At 43.5% G+C, this 26,481-nt stretch carries 22 protein-coding genes and 1 other RNA gene; 11 read left to right on the forward strand and 12 right to left on the reverse strand.

Annotation, left to right across the window (positions count from 1 at the left end):
* The first annotated feature begins 5 nt into the window (after window positions 1-5).
* The 6 genes from BM161_RS13530 (at window position 6) to BM161_RS13555 (ending at window position 6,388) form a co-directional block, all read left to right on the forward strand.
* Window positions 6-1,304, forward strand: coding sequence for an SH3 domain-containing protein (locus tag BM161_RS13530; protein WP_074933630.1), 1,299 nt, complete (start codon window positions 6-8; stop codon window positions 1,302-1,304).
* A gap of 53 nt (window positions 1,305-1,357) precedes the next feature.
* Window positions 1,358-3,313: an ABC-F family ATP-binding cassette domain-containing protein gene (locus BM161_RS13535; protein ID WP_074933635.1), complete on the forward strand. Its 1,956-nt coding sequence runs from the start codon at window positions 1,358-1,360 to the stop codon at window positions 3,311-3,313.
* Between the two features lie 9 nt (window positions 3,314-3,322).
* The gene (locus tag BM161_RS13540; protein WP_074933638.1) at window positions 3,323-4,030 is read left to right on the forward strand and encodes an SAM-dependent methyltransferase; all 708 of its coding nucleotides are present in this window, start codon (window positions 3,323-3,325) and stop codon (window positions 4,028-4,030) included.
* Between the two features lie 145 nt (window positions 4,031-4,175).
* Window positions 4,176-4,835 (forward strand): amino acid ABC transporter permease, encoded by a 660-nt coding sequence (locus tag BM161_RS13545; protein WP_074933640.1) that lies wholly within the window; start codon window positions 4,176-4,178, stop codon window positions 4,833-4,835.
* Window position 4,836: 1 nt separating this feature from the next.
* Window positions 4,837-5,523 (forward strand): amino acid ABC transporter permease, encoded by a 687-nt coding sequence (locus BM161_RS13550; RefSeq protein ID WP_074933643.1) that lies wholly within the window; start codon window positions 4,837-4,839, stop codon window positions 5,521-5,523.
* 109 nt (window positions 5,524-5,632) lie between these two features.
* Window positions 5,633-6,388 carry an amino acid ABC transporter ATP-binding protein gene (locus tag BM161_RS13555; RefSeq protein ID WP_074933646.1) on the forward strand — a complete coding sequence of 252 codons (756 nt, stop codon included), beginning with the start codon at window positions 5,633-5,635 and terminating at the stop codon, window positions 6,386-6,388.
* Between the two features lie 413 nt (window positions 6,389-6,801).
* Here the strand turns inward: BM161_RS13555 and BM161_RS13560 are convergent, their stop codons facing one another.
* Window positions 6,802-7,620: a hypothetical protein gene (locus tag BM161_RS13560; RefSeq protein WP_074933648.1), complete on the reverse strand. Its 819-nt coding sequence runs from the start codon at window positions 7,618-7,620 to the stop codon at window positions 6,802-6,804.
* Window positions 7,621-8,337: 717 nt separating this feature from the next.
* On the opposite strand from BM161_RS13560, the gene BM161_RS13565 reads away from it, so the two are divergent.
* Complete coding sequence (locus BM161_RS13565; RefSeq protein WP_074933652.1) at window positions 8,338-9,168, forward strand: cysteine ABC transporter substrate-binding protein; 831 nt, start codon at window positions 8,338-8,340, stop codon at window positions 9,166-9,168.
* Between the two features lie 79 nt (window positions 9,169-9,247).
* On the opposite strand, the gene trpA is transcribed toward BM161_RS13565, so the two are convergent.
* The 3 genes from trpA to trpF are packed head-to-tail and all read right to left on the reverse strand — an operon-like array spanning window position 9,248 to window position 12,757.
* Window positions 9,248-10,000, reverse strand: a complete 753-nt coding sequence (trpA, locus tag BM161_RS13570; protein WP_177206252.1) for a tryptophan synthase subunit alpha — start codon at window positions 9,998-10,000, stop codon at window positions 9,248-9,250.
* Entirely contained in the window at window positions 9,997-11,271 is a 1,275-nt protein-coding gene (gene trpB / locus BM161_RS13575; RefSeq protein WP_074933655.1) for a tryptophan synthase subunit beta, read from the reverse strand. The genes trpA and trpB overlap by 4 nt, the downstream gene beginning before the upstream one ends.
* A complete protein-coding gene (gene trpF / locus BM161_RS13580) occupies window positions 11,255-12,757 on the reverse strand; it encodes a bifunctional indole-3-glycerol phosphate synthase/phosphoribosylanthranilate isomerase (protein ID WP_074933657.1) in 1,503 nt (500 codons plus the stop codon). Before trpF ends, trpB begins: the two co-directional genes overlap by 17 nt.
* 186 nt (window positions 12,758-12,943) lie before the next feature.
* Here trpF and BM161_RS13585 point away from each other — a divergent pair, with 186 nt between their 5' ends.
* Window positions 12,944-13,888: a TraB/GumN family protein gene (locus tag BM161_RS13585; RefSeq protein ID WP_074933660.1), complete on the forward strand. Its 945-nt coding sequence runs from the start codon at window positions 12,944-12,946 to the stop codon at window positions 13,886-13,888.
* 99 nt (window positions 13,889-13,987) lie between these two features.
* Here the strand turns inward: BM161_RS13585 and BM161_RS13590 are convergent, their stop codons facing one another.
* Together BM161_RS13590 and BM161_RS13595 are read right to left on the reverse strand one after the other, a co-directional pair.
* A complete protein-coding gene (locus BM161_RS13590; RefSeq protein WP_074933663.1) occupies window positions 13,988-15,610 on the reverse strand; it encodes a bifunctional anthranilate synthase component II/anthranilate phosphoribosyltransferase in 1,623 nt (540 codons plus the stop codon).
* A gap of 102 nt (window positions 15,611-15,712) precedes the next feature.
* Window positions 15,713-17,170: a chorismate-binding protein gene (locus BM161_RS13595; RefSeq protein ID WP_074933666.1), complete on the reverse strand. Its 1,458-nt coding sequence runs from the start codon at window positions 17,168-17,170 to the stop codon at window positions 15,713-15,715.
* A gap of 182 nt (window positions 17,171-17,352) precedes the next feature.
* Between BM161_RS13595 and ffs the strand changes: the two genes are divergently transcribed.
* Window positions 17,353-17,450: signal recognition particle sRNA small type (gene ffs / locus BM161_RS13600), an RNA gene on the forward strand.
* A gap of 57 nt (window positions 17,451-17,507) precedes the next feature.
* Here the strand turns inward: ffs and BM161_RS13605 are convergent.
* The 3 genes from BM161_RS13605 to BM161_RS13615 form a co-directional block, all read right to left on the reverse strand.
* Window positions 17,508-18,539 carry a carbohydrate ABC transporter permease gene (locus tag BM161_RS13605; RefSeq protein ID WP_074933669.1) on the reverse strand — a complete coding sequence of 344 codons (1,032 nt, stop codon included), beginning with the start codon at window positions 18,537-18,539 and terminating at the stop codon, window positions 17,508-17,510.
* A gap of 18 nt (window positions 18,540-18,557) precedes the next feature.
* Window positions 18,558-19,481 carry a carbohydrate ABC transporter permease gene (locus BM161_RS13610; protein ID WP_074933672.1) on the reverse strand — a complete coding sequence of 308 codons (924 nt, stop codon included), beginning with the start codon at window positions 19,479-19,481 and terminating at the stop codon, window positions 18,558-18,560.
* A gap of 67 nt (window positions 19,482-19,548) precedes the next feature.
* Complete coding sequence (locus BM161_RS13615; protein WP_074933675.1) at window positions 19,549-20,922, reverse strand: ABC transporter substrate-binding protein; 1,374 nt, start codon at window positions 20,920-20,922, stop codon at window positions 19,549-19,551.
* Window positions 20,923-21,226: 304 nt separating this feature from the next.
* Between BM161_RS13615 and BM161_RS13620 the strand changes: the two genes are divergently transcribed.
* Both BM161_RS13620 and BM161_RS13625 read left to right on the forward strand, forming a co-directional pair.
* Entirely contained in the window at window positions 21,227-22,660 is a 1,434-nt protein-coding gene (locus BM161_RS13620; RefSeq protein ID WP_074933677.1) for a glycoside hydrolase family 30 protein, read from the forward strand.
* An 18-nt stretch (window positions 22,661-22,678) separates the two neighbouring features.
* On the forward strand, window positions 22,679-23,716 hold the full coding sequence (locus BM161_RS13625) for a LacI family DNA-binding transcriptional regulator (RefSeq protein ID WP_074933680.1): 1,038 nt from the start codon (window positions 22,679-22,681) through the stop codon (window positions 23,714-23,716).
* Window positions 23,717-23,777: 61 nt separating this feature from the next.
* On the opposite strand, the gene BM161_RS13630 is transcribed toward BM161_RS13625, so the two are convergent.
* The 3 genes from BM161_RS13630 to BM161_RS13640 form a co-directional block, all read right to left on the reverse strand.
* Window positions 23,778-24,596, reverse strand: a complete 819-nt coding sequence (locus tag BM161_RS13630) for a PDDEXK family nuclease (RefSeq protein ID WP_074933682.1) — start codon at window positions 24,594-24,596, stop codon at window positions 23,778-23,780.
* A gap of 514 nt (window positions 24,597-25,110) precedes the next feature.
* A complete protein-coding gene (locus BM161_RS13635) occupies window positions 25,111-26,001 on the reverse strand; it encodes an IS3 family transposase (protein ID WP_074933685.1) in 891 nt (296 codons plus the stop codon).
* Window positions 25,932-26,438, reverse strand: coding sequence for a helix-turn-helix domain-containing protein (locus BM161_RS13640; RefSeq protein WP_074932838.1), 507 nt, complete (start codon window positions 26,436-26,438; stop codon window positions 25,932-25,934). The genes BM161_RS13635 and BM161_RS13640 overlap by 70 nt, the downstream gene beginning before the upstream one ends.
* Window positions 26,439-26,481 lie beyond the last annotated feature (43 nt).

Genomic DNA, 26,481 nt, shown 5'->3' on the forward strand with positions numbered 1-26,481 from the left:
TAATCATGAAAAAACTTTTTTTACCTTTTGTTTTTTTATTCTCCCTTCTCCTCACTTCCTGCAGCGACAAGGTTATGGGCTACTCTGTGGTTCTCTGGACTATTCCTGAGCAGCAGATTAAGAGCGGCGATATTGTGCCGGTTTACATCAAATCAAATATTTCCCATGTTTATGTAATTGGAACTGAGAGCGGTGAAAAGATTGAGGTTGCGCTCTGGCAGCTTACTGATCCTGTAAAAAAAGGGAAGGTTAAAAATGTTGCTGCAAAATATGCTGATAATGCGGCAACCTACGCAAGCGTAAAACTCGACGGACTTCCTTGCCGTGCCGAGCCGGTGAATACTGCAAAGCAGGTGTACCGCCTTCGCAAGGGTGAAGTTATTAAGATTTTGTACAAGGGAAATGGTCAGGCTCCTATGGCGGGAAAAACTGCGCTCGAGGGCGACTGGTACCGCATTCTTACTGATGATGGAACTATGGGCTGGTGCTTCTCTTACAATCTGAATCTTTATGAAACTGATGCTGCCGGCCAGCGTATTGGTGGTGCAGAGATTGTTGTAGAAGAAGAGGCTGATGACCGCTGGAAGGTTATTACTTCAAACACCTGGTATCCGGATTATTTCCGCACTATGATTGATGGCGGTAATATTGACCTTTCTCTGATTCATCCTCTTTATAAATTTACTATTGATGAAGAGGGCAAGAAGGTTTCTCTGAATACAAGTGAGATTCACGAGAGCTGGGACTACGACGGCTTTACAAAGACTGATGAAAATGAGTACTCGCTTAACGGCATCTCTATGAAAATCATCTACCGCCGTTCTAACTACATTGTTCTTCGCTATACAGATTCAAGCGGTAAGCCTCAGGACTTGAACTTTGTTACTCTTTCTGAAAGTGTTGCTGATATTGTAAACGCAGAAAAGACTCGCCGTACTCAGGCTTATATGCAGATCTGGTCTCATGGCCCGATTTTCTCTAGTTCCAGCTATGGTAAGATTTCTTTCAATGAAGATGGCACTTTCCGCTGGACTGGCTTTAAGCTGCTGGTTCCTTCTGTTATTGATGCGGGAACTAAGAGTACGGGATCGGCCTCGGTTAAGTATTCGCTTTCTAAAGATCTGGCCGCTTCTTATGATGGTGTTCTTACTATGAAGTTTGATGGAATGAGCCGCGAAGTAAACTTCCTCTACAAGCTGGAAGATGGCGCTTTGCGTCTTGAAGATACAACGGGTGCAAGTTTCAGCGGCAGTCAGCTCAAGAGCCGTGGCGTGAGCCCGGTTATTGTTTACATGAAGAAATAAACATTGCGCGCGGTGGTTGAGCCTGTCGAAACCATCGTTTATCAGGATTACAAATGGCATTTGTTCAATTCTCCCAGGTCTCCCTTGCTTTCGGCGACCGGGACATCCTTAAAAACGTAACTATAAATCTCCAGACCGGCTCCAAGGTTGCCCTCACTGGTGCAAATGGAGCGGGTAAATCTACTCTCATAAAAGTTCTGGCTGGTCTTGTTCCTCCTGATGGTGGAAGCCGCGCGGTGCAGAAAGACTGCCGCATTGCTTATTTGCCTCAGAGCGGCCTCACTCACCATGGCTGTACTCTTCGCGAAGAAGCCGACAAGGCATTTGAGTTCGGCTACGAGATGCAGCGACGTATCGACGAGATTGGTTCGCAGCTTGAAGCGGGGCAGGGGAATACCGACGCCCTCGTTTTGCAGCAGGCAGAGCTGATCCAGAAGCTTGATGATTCTGGCTGGCACAGACGTGAGGCTATGGCTGAATCAGTTTTGCTTGGTCTTGGTTTTGCACGTTCTGATTTTGACCGTGATACAGCCGAGTTCTCCGGCGGATGGCAGATGCGTATTGCTTTGGCTAAGGCATTGATGCAGGGGCCTGATATCCTTCTTCTCGACGAACCTACAAACTATCTTGATATTGAAGCGCGAAGCTGGCTTGAACAGTTCCTGCAGAATTTTAAGGGCGGCTTTTTGCTTGTCAGCCATGACCGCTATTTTCTTGATGTTACGATTAACGAAGTTTACGAGCTTTTTAATGGGGACTTGAAGCGTTACCCAGGAAACTTTTCGCACTACGAAAAAGTGCGCGAGGTTGAGCTTAAAACTCTGATTGCCGCTTATGAGCAGCAGCAGGAAGAAATCAACAAGCTTGAAGATTTTATCCGCCGCTTCGGCTACAAGGCAACTAAGGCAGCTCAGGCTCAGGAATACATGAAAAAACTTGAGAAGATGGAACGAATCGAAATTCCTGAATCTCTTAAGAAAATCCACTTTAGCTTTCCGCCGGCTCCACACAGCGGCCGCCTGGTTATGAGACTTCATGATATTACGAAGTCTTATGATGGCGCGCACAATGTCTTGGACAAGCTTGAGCTCACTCTTGAAAACGGCGAGCGCCTTGTTGTTGCAGGACGTAACGGCGCGGGTAAATCTACTTTACTGCGTATTATTGCCGGCGAGGATTCTAGTTTCACTGGTGAGGTTGTTCCGGGGGCTGGCGTAAAAGTTGGTTACTTCTCTCAGGATAACGCGGAAACTATTAAAGGTAAGGAAACAATTTTAGATTACCTCGAGGCAAGAGCGCCGCTTGAGCTTATTCCGAAATTACGTGATATGCTTGGCGCATTCCTGTTCCGCGGTGATGATGTATATAAATCTCTGGATGTATTGAGTGGTGGAGAGAAGAGCCGCATTGCATTGCTGCAGCTTCTTTTGAGCCCGGTTAATCTTCTTGTTCTCGATGAACCTACAAACCACCTCGATATCCATTCAAAGGACGTTCTGCTTCAGGCCTTGCGCGGCTTTGGCGGCACAGTAATCTTCGTAAGCCATGACCGCGGATTTATTGAGCAGCTTGCCACAAAAGTCCTGCACCTCGAACACGGCACCTACAAATATTTCGTAGGCGGCTACGAGTTCTACATGGAGCAGATGGAAAAAAATACGGTGGTTGAGCCTGTCGAAACCACCGCAGCCGGCAGCAAATCTCAGAGTTCCGCGGTGGTTTCGACAGGCTCAACCACCGTAAGCACCGAGAAATCTCAACTTTCCTGGGAAGAACAAAAACGCCTAGACGCCGAACGCCGCAAAATCGAAAAAGAAGTGGCCCGCCTCGAAGCCAAAATCACCGAACTCGAATCCAAAAAATCCGAGCTCGAAAACCGCATGGCCGACCCCGCTGTCTACTCCAACGGCGAAAAAGCCAAATCCGTCCAGCGCGACATCGAGTCCGTCACCAAAGAAATCGACGAAGTCACCGCCCAGTGGGAAGCCGCCGCGGAGAGGCTTGGATAGGAGATAATTATGGAAGCAGCACTTTATCTTATTCCCGTAACTCTCGGTGAAACTGAAATCTCTCAGGTTTTGCCGCCTTATAATCATGATATTATCGTAGGGATCAAACATTTTATCGTAGAAAATATCCGTTCGGCACGACGCTTTTTGAAGAAAACTGAAAAGGCGATTGATATTGATGAACTGACTTTTTATGAATTGAACCGCCATACCGACCGTAAGTTTATCGGCGAGTTTCTGGAGCCTCTCAAAAAAGGCCAGCCGGTTGGAATCATCTCCGAGGCGGGCTGCCCTGCAATTGCGGATCCTGGCGCCGACGTGGTTGCAATTGCCCAGCAGCGCGGCTATAAGGTTGTGCCGCTTGTTGGCCCTTCTTCTATTATAATGTCTGTTATGGGAAGCGGCTTCAACGGACAGAGCTTTGCGTTTAACGGCTACCTGCCGGTTGAAGTTCCTCAGCGAATCAAGGCTCTTAAAAAACTGGAACAGAAAGTTCAGAACGAAAATCAGACTCAGCTTTTTATTGAAACTCCATACCGCAATGCCAAGATGATTGAAACAATTTTGAATGCGCTCAATCCTAAAACAAAACTGTGCATTGCAGCCGGCATCACTTGCGTCGAGGAATATATCAAGACCCGCACAGTAGCCGAGTGGAAAAAAGAGAAACTGCCGGAACTCGGAAAAATCCCGGCAATTTTCGTAATAGGAAAATAAGGAAATAACCTATCCATCCGAACGATATCCCAGATCTTTACCTGACATCCTAAAACTTTACCCGTCATGCTGAAGTTCTGCCATGTATTACCTATCATGTATTACCTATCTTTACCCTAGGCCAATATTCCATTATATTGTAACAATGGATATTGCTTTTATTCAAAAAGTATTACCGATGTATCGGGAAGCGGCAGCCCTTACGCTCAAACTTGCTCTCATCGGAATTCTTTTATCCCTTGTTCTGGGGCTGGCCTGCGCGCTCGTAAAATATTTTAAGGTACCCGTGTTGCGACGCATCGTCGGAGCATACATCGAGCTCTCGCGCAACACACCGCTTTTGATTCAGCTCTTCTTCCTTTACTTTGCCTTTCCGCGAATGGGAATCAAACTCAGCTCAGTTCAGTGCGCCATCATCGGCCTTACCTTCCTCGGAGGCTCTTACATGGAAGAAACCTTCCGTTCCGCCCTTGAATCAGTTTCCAAAATCCAGATAGAAAGTGCCCAGTGCATCGGCCTCACACCGCGACAGGTTACACAGTACGTAATTTTGCCACAGGCCGTTTCAGTTTCAATTCCGGGCTTCTGCGCAAACGTGATGTTCATGATTAAGGAGACCTCTGTGTTCTCTGCCGTTGCGCTTGCCGACCTGATGTACGTTGCAAAAGATTTAATCGGACTTTACTACAAGACAGAAGAGTCGCTGCTGTTGCTGTGCCTCGCTTACTTTATTCTTCTTTTGCCAATTTCACTGATTGCGGCATTTGCCGAAAGGAGGCTGCGCTATGCCCAGTTCGGACGTTAGTATGTTAGACGCAATCAGACAGGCTTTCGGCGTACTTACAATGGGAACCAACACCTTGCGCCTTCTCGGCGGCCTTTGGGTAACCGTGTGGATCGCCCTCGTGTCAGTTGCATTTTCAATTGTGCTCGGATTTTTATTCGGCATGCTGATGACCGTGAAGAACCGCGTCATCAAAACCATCTGCCGAATCTACCTTGAGTTCATGAGAATCATGCCGCAGATGGTTCTGCTCTTTCTCGCTTATTACGGCCTGACCCGCATGTTCAACATTTCGCTCAGCGGAGAAGCAGCCAGCATCCTCGTGTTCACACTCTGGGGAACCGCCGAAATGGGAGACCTCGTCCGTGGCGCCCTCGAAAGCGTACCGAAACATCAGTACGAAAGCGGGCGCGCAATCGGGCTCACAGAGCGTCAGATTTTCTTCTACATCATAATTCCGCAGACCCTGCGCCCGCTCCTCCCGCTGTCCATGAACCTCATCACTCGCATGATAAAAACCACCTCGCTCGTAGTTTTCGTCGGCGTAATCGAAGTCGTAAAAATTGGTCAGCAAATCATAGAAGCAAACCGCCTTACCGTGCCCACTGCCAGCATCGCAGTCTACTTCGTAATTTTTATGATGTACTTCTTCGTCTGCTGGATTTTGAGCTTAGCGGCAAGAGCGGTGGAGAAGCGACAGAAGAAGTAACGGTGGTTGAGTAGGCCGAAGGCCGTATCGAAACCTAATACTATTGAGAATCCGTTAAAAAACGAGCCGAAAGGGTCGTTTTAGGATTATCCATTAAAAGGAGATTCAAATGCCATTACTTGAATTAAAGAATATAAAGAAATCTTTCGACCAGAACGTAATTCTCAAAGACCTTTCCCTCACCGTAGAGAAGGGCGAAGTCATCGTAATTCTCGGCCCGTCCGGCTGTGGTAAATCAACCTTGCTTCGCTGTATCAACGGCCTTGAGACAATTCAGGGCGGCGAGATTCTCCTCGATGGCGAAGTAATTTCCAACCGCAAAAAAGACATGCACCTCATCCGCCAGAAAATCGGAATGGTGTTCCAGAGCTACGACCTGTTCCCGCACCTTACCGTAATGAAGAATCTCCTTCTTGGTCCAAAGCATGCTCACGAAATGAACTTCAACATGGACGAGGTTCAGAAAGAAGCCGTAGCCTGGCTTGACCGCGTTGGCCTCGCCGATAAGAAAAACGCCTACCCACGCCAGCTCTCGGGCGGCCAGAAGCAGCGCGTGGCAATTGTCCGCATGCTCTGTATGCACCCGGAAGTTATGCTCTTTGACGAAGTCACTGCCGCCCTCGATCCGGAAATGGTTCGCGAAGTTCTTGACGTAATGATGGACCTCGCCAATGATAAAAAGACCATGCTCATCGTAACCCACCAGATGCAGTTCGCCCGCGCAGTTGCAGACAAAATTGTCTTCATGGACGCCGGCGAGATTGTAGAAATCAGCACCCCAGAAGAATTCTGGACTAATCCAAAAACTGAGCGTGCCAAAAAGTTCCTGAGCAACTTTGAATTTGAAAGCCGCAAGAAGAATTAATTTTGCAACCTGGAGCGAGGTGCAGCTGGGCCCGCCGAATGCCTGAAACTACAAAATTGCAGGCCCACGGCATAGTTCCAGGGCACCGGTGGGCCCGCGAAAATGGAATTCGGGCCAATTCGCGGGCTGGGCTTCTGCTTAAATAAAGCGGGGCGGCCTGCTGAATTAGAAAAATGTGTTTTTAGCGGGCTTTGTGCGGGATGGTGCTACAGGGAGTGAGCCTGCTATTTTTGCGGAATCCGTGTTTTAGCAGGCTGGCGTGAAGTCAGCGAGCTTGCGGCGGGCCTGCTTAAACACAAAAATCGACATTTAGCAGGCCCTGTAGAAATTCACACTAGCCCGGCAGGCCCGCGAAATGTCTTAATATTCAAAATAGCAGGCTTCGTTACTTTTCTTGTGTGGTGAGTGGCCTGCTAAAGCAAAAATTTTTTAATCAAGTTTTCTACATACCTGGGGTTCAGGGGGCAGTCCTGGGTTTCCATTGTAATTATTAGATTTTTACCGGGGTATATATGATTTTCGCCGTAAATAAGCAGTTTGCCGGCGGCGTTTGTGGAGTACTCGGGGTCGTCCATCTTGCCAAAGTGTTCCCAAATAAATTCCTGACGTGTGCGGACATTTAAGCATAAGAAATCGGGATAGAAGTTGCCGTTTTTTTTCAAGTTCAGAGGATATTCGTAGCGATACGGAACGCCGCAGTGTGTAAGGATGTCGGAGATTATTATTTCTGACTTGGAGCGTACTCGTTCTCCGCGTGCTGTGGTGATGACCGGGGCATCGGCGGCAAAGGGGCGGCTTTCCCACTGGACATTTTGCCAGACTTCTATGTACTGGGTGTCTGTGAGTGTTACTGGAGTTATAAGCTTTTGCCGCGCAGGGCAGAGCCTTGAATAGAGTTCGGAAATATTTTTCTCTGAGAGATGGAGAAGTTTTTCCAGAAGGGTCAGCTGGCGCTTCAGAAGTTTAATTACTTTTTCGTCGTAGTCTTTTTGCGCCAGCTGACCTGCAAGGGCCGCCTGTGAGACGGGAAGGTAAACGCCTCTTGGTTTTGAACTGCTGGTACAATGGTAGAACTGGATGCGGCGGCCGCCGTTTTTCTGTTCTATTCGAAGGTGGCCGGATGGGGTGCCTTTCTTGGCTTTAAGTTTTAGTGTGAGCAGATTGTGTAGTTCAAGGCGGCGGGCCTTGAGCTGTGGCGTGAGAGTGTCTGGCGATAAGAGTTCATAATTCATTTTCTTTCTCCTCTGAGGCCGCCTGGCGGCCATTTTGGGCTGGCACGGTATTGTGGCGGCCCGTTTTTCGGTGAATTCGGAGATTTTGCAGGCTGTAGCACGTGGGGTGTGAGGCGCTGGAGCCTGCGAAATCGGCGAAACTTTAAGTTGGCGGGCTCGGCGCACTTGTGCGCCGGGCGGGCGGGCCCGCGGAAATGGGATTCCGGCTAATTAGCGGGCTGTGCTTTTGCTTAAGTAAAGCGGGACGGCCTGCTGAATGAGCAAAGTGTGTTTTTAGCAGGCTATGTGCGAGCTGCGGCGACTGGAGGTGAGCCTGCTATTTTGCGAAATCTGTGGTTTCGCGGGCCTGGACGAAGGCTGGAAGAGGGCAGTGGGGCCTGCTAAATGCCTGAAACTACAAAATAGCAGGCCCGCAGCATGATCCCAGGGCGCTGGAGGGCCCGCTGTTTGGAGAACTCTGAGTTCCAGCAGGCCCCGCTGCTCCTTTCCACAACTTTCTATTATATATAATTGCTTTAATATTCGATTTTTGACAAAAATTCTAAAAAAATCTTCAGAAAATTTAAAAAAAAGCGGAAGAAAGCTGCGGAAAGGGCTTTTTGGAGATCTCGGATGCGGGGTAACGCCCAAAACATAACAAAACATATTATACCTATTGACTTAGTAGGTAATACTGTGGTATATATAAGGCATCTTGAAACTTTAAAGAGGTGACTTATGAAAAAATCATTCAAAACAATTATAGCGCTGAGTCTTATCGCTCTGACTTCCGTTTCGGCTTTTGCTAAGAGCAAGGCTAAGTACCGCACTGTAGAACAGATTAAAAAAAGCGGAACTATTAAGATTGCTGTTTTCAGTGACAAAAAGCCATTCGGCTATGTTGATGAGTACGGTAAGTATCAGGGCTACGATGTTTACTTTGGAAACCGCATTGCTAAGGATCTTGGTGTAAAGGTTAAGTATGTTCCTGTTGAAGCAGCTGCCCGCGTTGAAGTTCTTGAAACTGGTAAAGTTGACCTTGTTCTTGCTAACTTCACTGTTACTCCTGCCCGCGCAGAAAAAGTTGATTTTGCTCTTCCATATATGAAGTGTGCTCTCGGTGTAGTTTCTAACGAAAAAGATTTGATTACAAAGCCAGAAGATTTGAATGGCAAAACTTTGATTGTTTCAAAGGGAACAACTGCTGAAACATATTTTACAGAAAATTATCCTAAGGTAAATCTTTTGAAGTTTGATCAGTATTCAGAAGCTTACAATGCTTTGCTTGATGGTCGTGGAGTTGGTCTTTCAACAGATAATACAGAAGTTCTTGCATGGGCTATTGAAAACCCTGGATTCTCAGTTGGTATTGAATCTCTTGGTTCTCTTGATACAATCGCTCCTGCTGTAACAAAGGGTAATGAATCACTTTTGAACTGGATTAATGATGAGATTAAATCTCTCGCTGCAGAGCAGTTCTTCCACGCAGATTATGAAGCAACTCTCCGCACTGTTTATGGTCCAAAATCAGATGCTGACTCTCTCGTAGTAGAGGGTGGAAAGCTCTAATATCAGATAAATAATTAAAAAAGAAATAATGCTCCTATAAGAAGAGCCGCCCGAACAAAACGTTCCGGCGGCTCTTTTTTTATATAGATGTCAGTTCCTCTGCCTTTGCACGGACTGCTTTGTAAAGGGCATCGGGATTATTTTGATTTTCAGTAATAATCCTTACAAAAACAGATCCTGCAACTACTGCTTCAACTTCAGAAGCAAGTGCTTTCGATTGTTCTCCCTTCGAAATACCAAATCCTCCGTAAATCTTACTGCCGCCGGCGGCAACAGCTGATAAAAAGTGTTTTGTATTATCATCTATCTTAGTATCAGTTCCAGTGATTCCAGTTCTAAGTGCTGCATAGATGTACGGGAAGCCTGCATGTGCAAGTTTGCTTAATCTTTCAGCTGCCATACTTGGCGCAGCCACCGGAATATTTTCCATTCCATTAGCTCGGCAAGCTGCGGTAAGACCTTCATCATAGTCAAAAGGAAGGTCTGGAATTATCATGCCTTTGACTCCAGCGGCAGCAGCACGCTCGCAGAAGTTCTCTACACCCGGCGTATACACAAGAGAGCCATAACTCATCAGGTAGATTTTTACCTGAGGAAACTCTTTGTGTAATCGCGCAATAAAGGCCAGTCCGTCTGCTGTGCGGAAGCCTCGCTTTAAGACTTCGGTACACGCGCCCTGAATTGCCGGGCCATCTGCACTTGGGTCAGAAAATGGCAGCTGAATCTCGAGTATATCAGCACCGCCGTCCACGAGGGCTCGTGCCGCGGTAAATGAAAGTTCTTCGGTAGGGTAGCCGGCAACAAGGTGGCTCATCAATTTTATTTTGCTCATTTTGATTCTCCCATAATCTTTGCGTCATGAATATCTTTATCAGATTCCAGTCTCTCAATTTCCGCATGAAGGAAAGAAAGCCATTCTTCGCGACGGAAAACCGGGCAGGTAATAAATACATCCTTATCTCCACGGCCACTCATGTTTACGATGATGGCTTTATCTTTTGGCAGAGTTGGAGCAAGCTTAATCGCTTCGGCTCCTGCGTGTGCACTCTCCATTGCAAAAAGAACGCCTTCGTTTCGCGCAAAAAACTTTACTGCGTTCAATGCTTCCTCGTCGCGCGCGTAAGTGAACTCCACGCGGCCTTTTCGTCCAAGAGCTGCAAGCTGAGGTCCAATTCCGCAGTAGTCCAGGCCCGCAGAAATTGAGCGGGTCGGCAAAGCCTGTCCGTCTTCATCAAGCAAAAAGCGGGATTTATAACCATGCATGATTCCGTCGCGGGCCGCCTCTCCAGACATACGAACTGCGTTCTCTCCGATTCCAGGTCCAATACCGCCAGCTTCCACTCCAATCAGACGAGGAGACTCATCTTCAATAAATGGAGCAAAGAATCCTATTGAGTTTGAGCCGCCGCCAACACAGGCAATCATTGCAGCTACATCGAGTTTACGTTTTGCGGCTTCACGCTTAACTTCACGGCCAATTACACTCTGGAACTCGCGTACCATATCCGGGAACGGAGCAGGGCCAAGAGCACTTCCAAGAACGTAATGTGTTGTATCAGGATTTGCGGCCCAGTCGCGCATTGCTTCGTTTACTGCATCCTTAAGAGTGCGGCTTCCGCTTGTTACTGCGTGAACCTTGGCACCGTATAATTCCATTGCGGCAACGTTTGGCTGCTGACGGCGAACATCAACCTCGCCCATATATACAGTACAATCAAGGCCAAGTTTTGCGCAGGCAGCTGCAGTTGCAACACCGTGCTGTCCGGCTCCTGTCTCTGCAATAATTCTTTTCTTACCCATGCGCTTTGCAAGCAGACACTGACCAATAGCATTATTGATTTTATGTGCACCTGTATTTGCAAGACCTTCGAGTTTTATATAAATCTGAGCGCCACCTAGAAGTCGTGTTGCAGTCTCTGCAAAAAGCAGCGGAGTTTCACGACCAATATAATCGCGCTGAATTGTTTCTAATTCATAGATGAAGTCTGGATCAACCATTGCTTCCTTAAAAGCAACCTCCAGTTCATCAAGCGGGCGGCGCAGAACTTCTGCAACATATTTTCCGCCAAAGCTATCAAAAAATCCTTTATTTGATTGTGTCATTTTTTATCTCCATTATCTTTTTAATTTTTTCATGATTCTTAATTCCAACAACGTCGTCTTCAACACCGCTCGAAACATCAATGAGTTCCGGTTGGAAATGCTCAACGAGTTCTAAAGCGTTTTCCGGGGTAACTCCACCTGCAAGCCAGAGCTTATGATTTGTGTCGTAGCTCTGTGATTTTGAATCCTGCAGAAAGCGAGGTTCTCCCATAAGGAAAAGTTTTTCTGCTGCCTGTTCCAGCGGCCCATTCTTTTCTATGATTGCGAAGTAGTGGGGCAGAGAAAGAAAATGCTCCGGCACTTTGCTATATTCAATTCCATGCAGCTGAATGCAGTCAAGAATTCCCTGTTCTACATAAGAGGCTGCAGCTTCTGCCGCAGGTGAATTGATATCGGTAATTACAGCAACTTTTTTTGCATGAACAATTTTCAGTACAGGTTTAATAGCTTCAAACTTTTCTCCGCAGACATTTCGCCCAAAGCCAGAGGCAAAAATAAATCCAACAAAATCAGCACCAAGGGAGTCGGCATAGAGCACATCTTCGGCGCGGGTGAGTCCGCAGATTTTGATGAGAGGCCGCTCCCTTCGACTCCGCTCAGGGGACGACGAAAGTGTATTCCAGAATTCTGAGTTTTTAGTTGTTTCAGAATTTACAAAAGACTTCACAAGTTCCTCTCGCAATTCTGGCGCCTTCGCAGCAGCCTCTCCCAAAAGCATTCCGGTAAAGCCAAAACTTCCAGCAAAGCGAGCAGCCTGCGGAGTTCTGATTCCGCTTTCAAAAACAACCCGGGCATCATCTCCAAGCACTCCGCGAATCTTGCCAAGCAAAGCACACGGCTTGAGCAGATCAATTTTAAACGTTGCGAGGTCCCTCGAATTTACTCCGCAGACAATAAATTTGCTGTCCACGGCGGCGGCCACAGCGGCAAGTTTTTCCAGATCCGCCTCACTACGCACTTCGACCAGACAAGTCATCCCATATCCCGCCGCCGCCTTCGCCATCTCTACAATCACCGCTTCTTCAAGAATGCGCGCAATCAAAAGAATTGCGTCAGCACCGGCGCGGTAAGAAATATCAACTTCATCAGCACTTAAAAGAAAATCTTTTCGAAGAACAGCGGGCATCACGCAAAGGCTTTCAGATTTCGAAGAAACCGCCGCCCCCGCAGCATACTCATCTACGGCCCTGCAAACATTCATCAAATCTTCAAGTGTCCCTTTAAAATAATTCCCCTCAGTCAGACAGCTGATTGCTCTAGCTCCCGCCGCAGCATAAGACCGTGCTGTCTCCGCCGCATCCAGATTTGGCGCAATATCTCCCTTACTTGGAGAAGCACGTTTTACTTCGAGAATCACTCCCTTTTCTGCAAGGAAGGGATGTACCGGACGACATCGCTTTTCTGGAATCTCAAATCCAAAAGCAAGCCCAAGCCTTTCAATATCAGCTTTTCTTTTTTCTACTATTGTTGTAAGAATGTCTGCCATAAGCTGTCCTTTTTAATTATGTTACTACAAATAGTAACATAAAATAATGTTTCTGTAAATAGTAACACAACAACAAAAATAATAATTTCATGTTATAAATTTATTTCGCATCTTCATCCTTGTTTGCAATGAATTTCTTTTTTCCTTATAATAAAATTAAGTAAAATGTTTCATAGAGAGGATATTATGAAAAAAACTAATCTTAGAGCTATACTCGGCGCATTCATTCTTGCCCTTGTATTGACTTCGTGTGCATCAACCCCTAAAAAGGCTCCTGCAACTCTTACAAAAACAGAGAGCCGTGCTTTCTGGCGTATCGATGGAACTGATAAAAACGGAAATCCAAGTACAGTTTATATTCAGGGTACCTTCCACCTTGGTGATGAAAGAATCTTCCCTCTTTCAGAAGAAGTTCAGCAGGCCTTTGTAAACTCAGACCGCTATGCTGGTGAAATTTCTACTCAGGGCTATGCAGATCTCGCTCAGCTTGGACCAGTTCTCAATGCTCCAAACAAAGACGGAAAACTTGTAACTGATCATCTTACAGAAGAAGAAAAAGCTTTTGTTCAGATGGCTTTTGGTGAAAATCTTTCAATTGTTGATCCGCTTGAACCATGGCAGATTAAAACCGGCCTCAGTGTTCTGATTTATACAAACACAGGACTCAGCGCAGAATACGGTCTTGATAACAGCTTTATTGCAACTCTTTCTCAGATGGGCCGCGAGTGGGACGGACTTGATGAACTTCAGGTTCAACTTGATATCATCACTTATGGTGATTATGATACTCAGATTAAAATGCTCAAAGATATCATTAAAGTTTTCACAGATGAAGCAGAAGCTGAAAAACTCACAGAGTCAACAGTTGGTCTTTATGAAAGCTATGTAAATGATGATATGAAAGAAATGGAAAGACTTTTGATTATGTCTGATGAAGATGAAGAAGCTTCAGACAAACTTTATGTTGATTATCACAACATGGTTTTCCGTGACAGAAATAAGGAATGGGCACAGGATATTACAAACTATCTTAATGAAGGTGGAACAACCTTTATCTTTGCTGGTTGTGGTCACTGGCTCGGCCCAGATTCAACCTTCAAATTCTTAAAGAAGATGAAGACAATCAAATAAACGAACGATAGTTAGTTGAAGATTGCTAAATAAAAAGGCTGGAGTAAAATCAGATTCTGAAAATACTCCAGCCTTTTTTATGATTGATGTAAAGCCTTATTATGCAGCAGTTTCCTTATTCAACTCTGCGCTAACGTTCTGAATCTCATTGAGCTTTCTGAGAGTTGTTCCGTTAGACATTGCGGCAACGGCCATATCATAACCGTCTTTCAGATTTTTTGCCTTTCCGCTCAGGTAAAGTACAGCGCCCGCGTTAAGACCAACAGCAGCTTTAATTGTTGCGCGTCCTCCGCCGTTCAAAACTTCCATTGCAAGCTGAGCGTTGTCTGCTCCGTTTCCACCTTCAAGTTCATCTGCCTTTGCACCACTGATTCCAAACTTAGCAGGATCAATTACATAACGGTATTCTTTTCCATCTTCATTAATCTGGAAAACATCTGTTGGTTCAATAGGAGAGATTTCATCAAAACCATCACGGCTGTGAATTACCATAACGCGCTTTGCTCCAAGAGCCTTTGCCGCATGTGCATAGTCTTCCATAAGTTCTGCGCTGTAAACTCCAAGAACTTCGTACTCAGCTCCAGCCGGATTCAAAAGAGGTCCCAGTACATTAAAAATTGTTTTAATTCCAAGCGCCTTACGTACAGGAGCGGCGAATCTCATAGCGGCATGATAAACAGGAGCCATCAAAAAGCCAAATCCTGTCTGCTGAACAAGGTTTGCTGTTTTTTCAGGTTCTGCCATAATTTTAATTCCAAGATTTTCAAAGAAGTCTGCAGCACCGCTCTTAGAAGAAACGGCCCTGTTTCCGTGCTTTGCAATTCCCTGTCCGCAGCTTGCTGCCACAATTGCAGAAAGTGAAGAGATGTTAAAGCTTCCTTTACCGTCTCCACCAGTTCCTACAATTTCTGCAAGACCTGTTCCAGAACTAGGGAAGGCAGTTTTCTTTTTTAAAAGTGCACCGGCACAGCCTGCCATTTCATCTGCGGTAGGAAGTCCACGGGCAGCCATTGCAGTAAGAATTGCAGCAGTTGCTTTTTCATCCATTGTTCCGTCTGTAAGATTTTCCATAAAGAAAGAAGCCTGTTCACGGGTCAATGGCTTTTTCTCATCAAGCAGCTGGTGAAGGTAATCTGAAACAGGAAGATTGTCGCGACGGTAATTTAAGAACGCCTTAAACAGATCCTGACAAGCCTGGCTTGCAATTGATTCCGGATGAAACTGAACTCCTTCAATAGGCATTGTTTTATGACGCACACCCATAATGTCGCCATCCTTTGCACGGGCTGTAACTTCAAAGTCTGCAGGTAAAGTTGCTTCATCAATAACTAACGAATGGTAGCGAGTGAACTTAGCACTCTTTCCGATTGTGCGGAAAACACCACGTCCATCAAGATCAATGTCTTCTACAATTCCATGCTTAATAAATTTTGCCTGAACAATCTTTGCACCAAATGCTTCTCCAATTGCCTGGTGTCCAAGACAAATTCCAAGAATAGGAACCTTGCCCGCAAAGTATCTGATTGCTTCAATACTCACACCAGCTCCTGTAGGATTTCCCGGTCCAGGTGAAACAATAAGATGGCTTGGATTCAAAGCGGCGAGCTGCTCAACTGTAGCTTCGTCGTTTCTCACAACTTTTATTTCTTCGTTAGTTGCACACTCAAGTGCCTGCACAACATTAAATGTAAAACTGTCGTAATTGTCGATTACTAAAATCATATTCGTTCTCCTTTTATATTTACAGCACTGTCTAGTCCAGATTGTCGAGTCAAGCCCGACAATGACACCGGTGGTTGAGCCTGTCGAAACCACCTTTTTAGGCTACTTCGTCAAAGTATCTATCAACGCACCAAGCTTCTCGCAGGTTTCGGTGAACTCTCGCTCTGGCTCCGAATCGTAAACAATTCCGCCGCCGGCCTGAAGGTTCCAGACATTTCCCTGACGCAGTGCACAGCGGATTGAAATACAGAAGTCCAGGTCTCCGCTTGGCTGAATATATCCAACTGCTCCGGCATAAAAACGCCGCTTAGTTTTTTCAAGTCCGCTCAAAATCTGCATTGCACTGATTTTTGGTGCACCACTGACAGTTCCGGCCGGGAAGGATGCACGAAGCACCTGAATTGGTTTTACACCCTCTCGTACGATACCTTCAGTTGTACTTACCAGATGAATTACATGGCTGAAAAGTTCACATTCCATATACTGTGAAACTTCAACACTTCCGCGTTCGCAAACACGGCCTAAGTCGTTACGAGCTAAATCTACCAGCATAAGGTGTTCAGCCTGCTCCTTAGGATTATTGCGAAGCTCAATCTTAAGCTTTTCATCTTCCGCTTCTGTCTTACCGCGTCGTGTAGTTCCTGCAATCGGATGAATTACAGCCTTGCCTTTACGAACGCGTACAAGACTTTCCGGAGAGGCACCTGTAAACTGGAAATCACCAAAATCAATATAAAAAAGATATGGAGAAGGATTTACCTTGCGGAGCTTTCCGTACACCGCCAAAGCTTCCGCCTCACACTCAATCTGAACGCGGCGGCTCGGCACGGCCTGAATCAAATCTCCGGCAACGATGTGCTTTTTGAGGGCCACTACCTTCTGAATGTATTCCGCCTTGCTCGCTTCCATATCAGTGAGCATTTTATACTTAAAGCTCTGGTTTTCTTCTTCTACATAAGAGAAGTCCATGTCGTTAATGCGTTTAAGGAGCTTTTCCATTGCAGCACCAAGGTCAATCTGATGCTCGTTATAGTTGAGACCAAAAATATGAATCTCTTCGGTAAAGTGGTCAAAAATTATATAGAGATGGCCGGTAATAAAAAGACTTTCAGGAATCTCAAGTTCATCTTTTTGTTCAAAAAAACGGATATTGTCACAGTGCTTTGCAAACTCATAGCTTAGGTAACCGAGTCCCGAAGCCGGCAAAGGAAGTTCACACAATGGACCTTCCGGAAGTACATTCTGACGGGCAACGTAGAGAAGGGCATCCAGAATATCAGGAGCCTTTTCGCGTCCAAGCGCATCCAGACTCTTTTCGCCTTCCATAACAGCTTCCATATCCAGCGGAGTTTCTGTTCCGTTTACAATGATGGAGATTTCTTCTCCCTCCTGCTTGATTTTGAACGCTTCTTCTGTCATTAAAATTGAATAGCGTTCCCGTCCTTTAGCAAAGCTGGCAGATTCCAGAATCGCGGTAGCTCCGATTTTCTTTGCAAGAAGATACGGTGTGTAGCGTGAGTTCGGAATGCACTTATAAATCAGATCCATCCGGTTTTTCATTTTTACCTCTCTATTTTTTTTGAAAACGATTCTATAAATAGAAACGTTACTATAAGTAGTAACATAACACTGTTTATTGTTACTGTCAATAGAAACATAAATAAATGTTTGTTATTTTTGGGAGAATCGCAAAAAATACCCTTCCTTGACTTTGGAAGGGGTTTTATGATACATTCTTGTTGGACCAGATGCCCTTCAAGTGTCTTTCGCAAAACCCCGTCAGAGGAGGAATCCAGCAGCGGTATGCGCTAAGAGCTGTGCTTGGGATTATCTGGTCCTTTTTATTTGGATCTTTCTGTTTAATTTCAAATCAAAAACTTTTTTAAATTACTCATCGTTATTTTTCAACGCCAGAAACTACAACTCCCTGCATAAAGAATTTTTGTGCCACCACAAAAATGAGGAAAGGAACTACGCAGGCAATCATACTAACTGCTTGAACTAAATGAGTTTCGGTTGAATACATGTTACTGAAAGATGAAAGTCCTATACTGATAGGATACTTTTCTGGGTGTCCTGCAAGGTACAGAAGCGGATTAAAGAAGTCGTTCCATGCCCAGAAGAAGTGGAAGAGTCCTACAGAAATAATTGCAGGCACACACTGTGGAAGAATAATTTTATACAGAGTTGCAATAGGACCACAGCCGTCAATGCGGGCAGCCTCATCCATCTCTCGAGGAATACCAAGCATAAACTGTCTCAAAAGGAAAACGTTATAAGCATTCGAAAAGAAGTGAGGAACAATAAGCGGCAGCCAGGTTCCAACCCATCCTAATTTATAGAAGATGGTATAAACCGGAATCAGCGTTACAGCACTTGGAAGAACGATTGTCGCAATCAGAATGATGAACAGCTTTCCCTTTGCACGGAAATTAAAGCGTGAAAATCCGTAGGCAACAAAGGTAGAAGAGAGAAGGGTACCAAAGGTTGTGATAAGTGCATAAAAAAGTGTGTTTCTGAAAAGCAGAAGGAAGTTAATTGATTTCCAGCCTTTTTTGTAGTTACCAAACTGAGGATCAAACTCCCATTCATTCTGCAGAGTTCTCCATTTACCTTCCCAGACAATCTGACCTGCGCCAGGATTTTCCGGATCTATGAAAACTGACTCATCTCTTCCTTTTTTTATGATTGCAAGAGTTTTTTCTGCGCCGTCAATTGGAACAATAAACAGCTCGCATTTTTTGCCGTTGTATTCAAAAGTTTTTGGTGACTGTGGAATTGGCGACTGATTCAAAGAAGAAAGCTGTTCCTTTGTTTTAAGAGAGCCTGAAATTCCATAGAGCATTGGCAGTAAGAAAAGTGCCACAGTAAACACCGTTACAACGAACATGATTATTCTTGCAATATCATTTGTTCTTTTTATAGTCATTTTTTAATCCTCCGTAATCTATCGTTTTTCACCTGCGTAGAAAACCCATTTATTAGAGGTTCCGAATAAAACAAGTGTAAATATCATTCCAATAAAGAAAATTACCCAGGCAATAACAGCTCCATAACCCATGCTGAAATATGAGAAGGCCTGACGATAGAAATAAACCATCGGGAAGTTTGTCATTCCGTTAGGGAAGCCGTCTCCATTGTTCATTACCATTGGAATAAGGAAGAACTGCATCAGGTTAATAACACCAATAAGAAGGTTATAGAAAATAACCGGAGTAATTGTAGGGATTGTAACAGCCTTCATTCGCTGCCATGAATTTGCGCCGTCTATAGTTGCGGCTTCGTATAATTCTTTTGGAACTCCCTGTAATCCCGCAAGAAGAATTAAAATTGTATTTCCACAGCCCCAGAGTCCGATGAGCGCGTATGAAATGTAAACCCATCTTGTGCTTGTGAGCCAGCGGATTCCCGGAAGGCCTGCTTTTCCTAAAATCAGATTGTACCATCCGGTCTGTTCATTCATGATTCCTTTCCAGATTAAAACAGTTGCTACAAAAGGTACCATGCTAGGCAGATAGAACAATGCTCTGAAAAGGCTTTTTCCTATAAGATGTCTGTTGTTCAGTAAAACAGCAATTACAAAAGAAAAACAGAAGGAAATAGGAAGAGAGATTAAACTGTATTCCAGAATATGTGCAATTGATTTCATTACAATAGGATCATCAACTATTGCACGTTTCCAGTTGTCTGCACCAACGAAAGAACTTGCATCCGGCTGAATCAGGTTGTAGTCAAAGAATGAAAAGATGAAAGAGGCAATCATTGGACCAAGATAAAATATCGTAAAACCGATAAGCCAAGGGGCAATAAAAAACAATCCCCACTTTGTTTCCCAGCGCTGTATTCCAGCGGATTTAGTTTTTTTATTCATAGTGCATTAAAAAGGCGATGCTTAAAACTTTAAGCTTCAGCACCGCCTTGTCTCCTTATTTAATTTTTTACTTTGTTGCTGCTGCAAAAATTACATCAAGATTTTTCTTAAGCTGTGCAGCTTCTTCATCAACATTAAGTCCCGGATTGTTTGTAAGGTTTGTCCAGAATTCTGTGTAGCATGTAGAAGCTTCCTGGAAGCTTGGCATCCATGATTCATGGTTAGGATTATCAGCATAAGCAACACTGTCTTTAATAACCTTTGTATTTACAGTTACATGTGGATAGCGTTCCTTAAAGAATGAATCGAGGAAGGCATCCTGCTTTGAAGTGATTGCAGGCATACCACCGTAAATCTTTAGAAGGTCATCAGATGCAGTTGTTACAAGGTAAGTAAGAACTTCGAAAGCCTCTTTTGGATGCTTTGAGCCTTTTGTGATTTCGAAAGTATCAGCATGCATCTTTGCAGTTGTCTTTCCTTTGTAAGAAGGCATTGGGTAAACATCCCACTGGTAATCCATTTTTGCATAACCTGAGTACCATACGTGACACTGGAACATAGCAATCTTTCCAGATTCACCCCAGCTTCCTGCAGAAAGAATATCTGAATCACCATATGGAGCATTTGGAATGAAATGATCTTTCCACATACCATCATAAGTCCACTTCCATGCATCAAGCCATGCGTCTGGAATTTGAGCTTTGTTTCCTGGTCCTACGAATGTACCTGGTTCAAAGAGTGTTCCGTATCCGCGGGCATCACCCCATACAATACCAAAGCCCCACTGAACAATGTTTTCTGGATCAAACTGTGGATCTGTAGCATCATTTCCATTTGCATCAACTGTAAGTTTCATACCAATGCGGCGAACACAGTCAAAATCCCATGTCCATTCTTTTCCGTTTTCATCAACGTATTTTTCGCCGTAATTCTTTGGTGGAAGAGGGATACCTGCTTCTTCAAAGATTTCTTTATTTACATACATATATGACGGATAGATTCCGAAAGGAAGTCCGATAAGTCCATCATCTGGATCTCTATAGAATTCAACCATTGAAGGATCGAACTGTGATAAGTCAAAGTTAGTTTCTTTTACAAGTGGTTCAAGGTCGAGCCATGCGCCCTTAAAACTGTCACGACCACGGATACCAACTGGTCCACAAATATCAGGTGCGTTACCACCAGAAATCTGTGTTGCAAGTGTCTGGAATGCCTGTCCGTTATCTACAATTTCAAGAACAAGTTCAATCTTATCCTGAGATTTGTTGAACTTATCTACAACCGCTTTCTGTGGTGCAAAGGTAGGTTCATCTGAACCAGCACCAAGTCCTACAAACCAGCGAACTTTTACACGCTGATTTTTCTTACCGCAGCTTGTGAACATTGAAGCTGCCAATGCCATAAAAGCAACAGAACATACCAGTTTTGTTAGTTTTTTCATTTAAAAACTCCTTTTTGATTGTTTACGCAAACATTATTAAATCTATTAGCAGAACACGGATCCATATGTTTCTGCTGTATGATTTATTTATGTTTGCGTAAACATATCATAATCCCACTCTGAATAATCTGTCAAATTCTTTTTTTCATTTTTTTTGTGTTATTTTCGGGCATTTTTCTCAAATAAAAACATTTTAGCTGATTATAAAAGATTTTGATTGACTTTCTGGGAAAACTAAAATATTATCGTCAATGTTTGCGAAAACATTGTAAACGCAAAATTTTAAGCAAAACGGAGAAATACAATGAATCTTATTAATACATATGAAACTTCTAAAGACACAGATAACAGAATAAAAAGCATTTCAGAAAAGAAATGCGCCGCAAGGGTAGATGATAATCTTTCCTGTACAATTACCATTGACCCAAAGCGCACCTTTCAGACTTTTAAGGGTTTTGGCTGTGCATTAACAGAAAGTGCCGGTTATGTGATTTCTCATCTGGAAGCTGCTGATCAGAAAACTGTTGTTAAGAACTGCTTTTCTGAAAAGGGCAATAAATACACCTTTGCACGAACACATATGAACTCGTGCGACTTTTCTCTTGGAAACTGGGCCTGCGTTCCTCAGAAAGATGAATCTCTTAAGTCCTTTTCTTTCGAACGTACAGATAAGTATATGACACCTCTTTTGAAATTAGCTGCAAAAGAAAATCCGGGTCTTAATGTCATGGTTACTCCATGGACACCTCCAGCCTGGATGAAGACCAACAATGATATGAATCATGGTGGTAAACTCAAAAAGAAGTATCGTAAACTCTGGGCAGAATACTTTGTTCGTTTTATTCGAGGTCTGAACGAGCGGGGGCTTTCTGTCGGCTATGTTTCTATTCAGAATGAATGTGAAGCAGCTCAGACCTGGGATTCGTGTCTGTGGACAGGAAAAGAAGAAGGGGAGTTTGCCGTAAATTACCTTAAGCCTGCCTTTAGCGAAAATGGCCTTGATGATGTGAAAATCCTTGTGTGGGATCACAACCGTGACATGATGGTAAAACGAATGAAGCAGAGTTTTTCTGTTCCCGGCGCGGAAAAGGCAATAGATGGAATGGCTTATCACTGGTATTCGGGAGATCAGTATGATAATGTTCGTGCCTGTGCAAAGGCTCATCCGGATATGGATTTCTTTTTTACAGAAGGAAGTATTGAAGGCGGCGCAAGACCCGGTAAATGGTATGTGGGCGAAAGATACGGTCACAACATCATAAATGATTTGAATGCCGGCTGTACTGCCTGGATGGACTGGAACATGGCGCTGGATATTGTTGGCGGTCCGAACCACGTAAATAATTTCTGTGATGCGCAAATCCTTATAGATACAGAAAAGAAAGAAGTTCTTTATCAGAGTTCGTATTATTACATCGGCCAGTTCTCACGCTTTATTGTTCCTTCTTCAAAGCGTGTTGATTTTAAGATGACTCCTTATATGGTGCCGGCGGCCTTTGACGGAAAAATGGGAAACACAATGGAATGCACAGTTTTTGTAACACCGCAAAATCAGCTTGTAGTAGTAGTTATGAACAGAACCGAAGCAGATATGATTTTTGAATTAAAACTGGATGACCTCGGAATGAAAGACAAAAAGGAAAAAACGTTATATACTTCTAAGGTAACCGATAAAAATGTGAAGAACTGCTTTGTCTGTCCTCCGCGTGGAATTCAGACATATATTTTTGAGCAATAATTCTGATTCGAGGTAAAGATGGTAACTCAGAAAGACGTAGCCGACCTTGCAGGCGTTTCCTTTATTACAGTTTCGCGTGTAGTTCGCGGAGAAGAAAATGTTAAACCGGAAACCAAACGCAGGGTTGAAGAGGCAATTGCAAAGTTAGGTTATGCTCCAAGCTTTGCCGGCCAGGTGTTGAATTCCGGCCGCTGTAATACCATTGGAGTTCTTACCCCGATTCCTCTTAATAAATCAATCCGTTCTTTCTATCTTATGAGCGTTCTGGATGGAATCAATGAAATCTGTAATAAATACAATACAGATATTTTGATGAGCGTTGTTCCAGAATCAGAAAAAAATCCTTCTTATGATTATTTAAGGCCATACAAGCAGAAGAAGGTTGATGGAATTATTTATATTGGACTTAAAAAGATTTCCAAGCAGATTATTGATGAAATAAAACTCAGAAAACTTCCCTGCGTTGTAGTTGCAGACCGTCCGGAAAGCGAGATTTTTTCGTGGGTTGATACAGATAACTATCTTGCTGCAAAAACTTCAGTAAATGAATTCTGGAAGAGGGGGCATCGCCGCATTGCCTTCCTGGGTCTTGAAAAACATATCTACAATGCAAATGTCCTTGAACGTGAAAAAGGCTTTATTGATACCCTGAAGCAGCTTGGAGTTTCTTATAATCCTGAAGATTATATAATCCGCACAGATTATGATTCTTCTGATATTGATAAGGATGTAGAAAAAGCCTTTAGTGAATTTAAGGAAAAACCAACAGCACTTTTCTGCTGTACAGATTCGTGTGTGCCTGGAGCCTGCAAAGGAATACAAAAACTTGGACTTTCTGTTCCAGATGATGTAAGCATTATTGGCTTTGATGGCTTTATAAATCAGACCTATTTTAATATGAACGTAGCAACCAATGTTCAGCCGCTTTCTCAGATGGGCCAGAGAGCAGCAGATATCCTTTTTAATCATATCAACAATCCGGATGCACAGAGAGAAACTGTTGTATTAAGCGTTCCTTTTGCAGATGGGGATTCTTTGAAAGATATAACAAAATAAGATCATTTTCTTTTCTATTAATATATCTCACTTTTAGTATAAGAAATTTTAGACTTATTTTTTATTCCAGATATTCTTTTATAAGATTCTCGACCTGCCGGGAACTAAGCTGGAGGTCTGCGGTTTCCATTGTGATGATGAGATTTTTGCCGGGAAGTATGTTGTTCTCGCTGAAGACCTTGAGTTTTGAAACTGTTCGAGAAGCGTAGGCGGGGGAGTCCATCATTCCAAAATGTTCCCAGATAAATTCCTGACGAGTGCGGACATTCAGGCAGAGAAAATCAGGATGGTATATGTCGCCATTTTTGAGTTCCAGCGGGTACTCGTAGCGGTAGGGAATGTTGTGGCGACTTAAAGTGTCTGCAATTATGACTTCTGATTTTGAACGGACCTGTTCATTGCGGGCGGTGAAGAACTCGGGGGCGTCTGCGGCAAAAGGGCGGGGGTGCCAGGTGATGTTCTGCCAGTTTTCTATATACTGTTGGTCTGTGAGTGTTACGGGAGTTATGAGCTTTTGCCGCGCGTTACAGGACTTTGTGTATAGCCCGGTGATTTTTCCTTCTGTTACCTTTATTAGTTTTTCAATGAGAGTAAGCTGCTGCTCCAGAATTTTGATAAGCTTGTGGTCATAATCTTTTTGTGCGAGGCGGCGCGCGAGTTCTTGCTTTGCGGCGGGGATATAGACTCCGTGGGTATCTGCTGGATTTGTGAAGTGATAGAACTGAGGGGCTCGCGCGCCTTTTTTCTGTTCTATTCGGAGATGTCCCTGTGGTAAATTCTTTTGTGATTTCATTTTGAGATTCAACAGGTTTAAGAGCTCGAGTCGACGTGTTTTGAGCTGTTGTGTGAGAGTGTCTGGTGGTAAGAGTTCTGTTTTCATTGTCTTCTCCTTAAATTAGTGGGGTGTGGCCTGCAGAAAATGGAAATCTGGGATTTTGCAGGCTGAACGAGGGGTATGTTGGGCGTCGCCGGCCGGTAAAATTGATTATTTCTAATTTCTGCAGGCCAACAGGCCGGCTGTTTTTTGAGAATACGGTGGAAGGTGGCCTGCAAAAATTGTCTTTTCGGAAAATTGCAGGCTGAAAAACACTGTTCGGCGAGATCCAGGTTCTTTTTTTGCCTGTAATATTCGGAAATTACAATTTTTGCAGGCCAGATTCACGAACCCGCACATTTTCTTATATATAATATTGCCCTGATATGTCGTTTTTGACACAAATTTGGGAAAATTTTGAGAATTCTTTGTGCGGGGGTTAGGGACCTCGGTGAACTGGCGGGGTACGGCCCACGCAGGGAGATGGGGCGTTGCGGGGCGAGGAAAAGAGTATTTGGGGATGTCGGTGGTGGTATTCAGGATCCCGGGGATTGAACTGAACCCAATTTTTTGGACAGTTTTATGCTACCATTTTTTTCATTCGGACTTCAATTGGAGTCCGATAATTTAAAACACTGGAATCCCGTTCATAATTAAAATAATGAATATACGATTCTAGTTCTTCCAGAAACTTATCAACAGAATCAAAATCATTAAGATAAAACCATTCTGTTTTTAATATACCCCAGAAATTTTCAATTACAGCATTATCAAGACAATTTCCTTTTCGAGACATACTTTGAATTGCATGTTTCTTTTTCAGGAAATACTTATATGAAATATGCCTATATTGCCATCCTTGATCAGATTGAATTATTACATTTTTTGGATTTCCAGTTTTTTTATATGCAAGTTTTATCATGTTCATAATAAGTTTCATATTAGGTGAAAAACTTACAGTATGGGCGATAATCTCCTTACTATGCATATCCATAATACCTGAAAGATATATTTTTTTACCACAAACCTTAAATTCTGTTACATCAGTTGTCCATTTCTGATTAATTGATGTTGTAGAAAAATTTCTTTGAAGGATATTTTCTACTGCAATTCCGGAAGTTGCTCCTGAATAAGAATTATATTTCTTTGATCTAACAATACTTTTTATTCCCAGCTGCTGCATCAAACGTAATACTGTTTTATGATTAATCTGAACCCCTGATTTATGCAAATCAGATGTTATCCACCTGTATCCTTTTCGTTTATTGCTTTTATTATAAATCTCAAGGATTTTCTGTTTAATCTCAATGTATTTATCTTTCTTGGGTTTTATATTCTCATAAAATGTCGAACGCTTTAAATCAAAGTATTTCAGCAATCTATCTAATTTATATACTGACCTTAATTCTTTGATTGCTTCTGATTTTTCTCTTTGCGAGCTTGAACTAAGGTCGCCAATTTTTTTAGGCATGCATTCTCCATTTCTGAATACTCAAGCCTCTCTAACAGTTCCATCATAGTTGGATTGTCTTTATTCTCTTTTTTTAGAGATTTTATTTCATCTGGTGTTATTGCTTTTGTTGGATCAAATTTTCCCATATATTGATATCTTAACATCCATCTAGATAAAGTTGAATGGGAAATCTGATATTTAGCTGCAATTGTTTTCTGTGAAATTCCAGTTTTAAGTTCTTGTAGAATTTTTTCTATTTGTTCTTTTGTATAAGGACGATTTGTTTTTCTTGAAATTAATCCTTTTTCTCCATGAATTAAATAACGTTTTTTCCATCGATCTACAACATGCTGTGATACTCCGAAATGTTCAGTTAGCATTCTTCTCGAATAATTTTCTTCTTTCCATAATCTTATGAGTTCTAATTTTTCTTCATAAGACAAACTCTTGCTCATATTTTATACCTCCAAAAGTGTCCAACTTTTGGGGTTCAGTTCA

Origin of the sequence: Treponema bryantii, assembly GCF_900113965.1 — a bacterium.
GTDB lineage: Bacteria > Spirochaetota > Spirochaetia > Treponematales > Treponemataceae > Treponema_D > Treponema_D bryantii_A.

What these genes read in the sequence shown, in the direction of transcription:
- BM161_RS13585 (WP_074933660.1), top strand. Translation starts at nt 12,944, where the DNA reads ATGAAAAAAACTAATCTTAGAGCTATACTCGGCGCATTCATTCTTGCC.
- BM161_RS13630 (WP_074933682.1), bottom strand. Translation starts at nt 24,596, where the DNA reads ATGAAAACAGAACTCTTACCACCAGACACTCTCACACAACAGCTCAAA.
- BM161_RS13615 (WP_074933675.1), bottom strand. Translation starts at nt 20,922, where the DNA reads ATGAAAAAACTAACAAAACTGGTATGTTCTGTTGCTTTTATGGCATTG.
- trpF (WP_074933657.1), bottom strand. Translation starts at nt 12,757, where the DNA reads ATGGCAGACATTCTTACAACAATAGTAGAAAAAAGAAAAGCTGATATT.
- BM161_RS13605 (WP_074933669.1), bottom strand. Translation starts at nt 18,539, where the DNA reads ATGACTATAAAAAGAACAAATGATATTGCAAGAATAATCATGTTCGTT.
- BM161_RS13595 (WP_074933666.1), bottom strand. Translation starts at nt 17,170, where the DNA reads ATGAAAAACCGGATGGATCTGATTTATAAGTGCATTCCGAACTCACGC.
- trpB (WP_074933655.1), bottom strand. Translation starts at nt 11,271, where the DNA reads ATGACACAATCAAATAAAGGATTTTTTGATAGCTTTGGCGGAAAATAT.
- BM161_RS13530 (WP_074933630.1), top strand. Translation starts at nt 6, where the DNA reads ATGAAAAAACTTTTTTTACCTTTTGTTTTTTTATTCTCCCTTCTCCTC.
- BM161_RS13635 (WP_074933685.1), bottom strand. Translation starts at nt 26,001, where the DNA reads ATGCCTAAAAAAATTGGCGACCTTAGTTCAAGCTCGCAAAGAGAAAAA.
- trpA (WP_177206252.1), bottom strand. Translation starts at nt 10,000, where the DNA reads ATGAGCAAAATAAAATTGATGAGCCACCTTGTTGCCGGCTACCCTACC.
- BM161_RS13625 (WP_074933680.1), top strand. Translation starts at nt 22,679, where the DNA reads ATGGTAACTCAGAAAGACGTAGCCGACCTTGCAGGCGTTTCCTTTATT.
- BM161_RS13540 (WP_074933638.1), top strand. Translation starts at nt 3,323, where the DNA reads ATGGAAGCAGCACTTTATCTTATTCCCGTAACTCTCGGTGAAACTGAA.
- BM161_RS13640 (WP_074932838.1), bottom strand. Translation starts at nt 26,438, where the DNA reads ATGAGCAAGAGTTTGTCTTATGAAGAAAAATTAGAACTCATAAGATTA.
- BM161_RS13545 (WP_074933640.1), top strand. Translation starts at nt 4,176, where the DNA reads ATGGATATTGCTTTTATTCAAAAAGTATTACCGATGTATCGGGAAGCG.
- BM161_RS13610 (WP_074933672.1), bottom strand. Translation starts at nt 19,481, where the DNA reads ATGAATAAAAAAACTAAATCCGCTGGAATACAGCGCTGGGAAACAAAG.
- BM161_RS13620 (WP_074933677.1), top strand. Translation starts at nt 21,227, where the DNA reads ATGAATCTTATTAATACATATGAAACTTCTAAAGACACAGATAACAGA.
- BM161_RS13560 (WP_074933648.1), bottom strand. Translation starts at nt 7,620, where the DNA reads ATGAATTATGAACTCTTATCGCCAGACACTCTCACGCCACAGCTCAAG.
- BM161_RS13555 (WP_074933646.1), top strand. Translation starts at nt 5,633, where the DNA reads ATGCCATTACTTGAATTAAAGAATATAAAGAAATCTTTCGACCAGAAC.
- BM161_RS13590 (WP_074933663.1), bottom strand. Translation starts at nt 15,610, where the DNA reads ATGATTTTAGTAATCGACAATTACGACAGTTTTACATTTAATGTTGTG.
- BM161_RS13565 (WP_074933652.1), top strand. Translation starts at nt 8,338, where the DNA reads ATGAAAAAATCATTCAAAACAATTATAGCGCTGAGTCTTATCGCTCTG.
- BM161_RS13550 (WP_074933643.1), top strand. Translation starts at nt 4,837, where the DNA reads ATGTTAGACGCAATCAGACAGGCTTTCGGCGTACTTACAATGGGAACC.
- BM161_RS13535 (WP_074933635.1), top strand. Translation starts at nt 1,358, where the DNA reads ATGGCATTTGTTCAATTCTCCCAGGTCTCCCTTGCTTTCGGCGACCGG.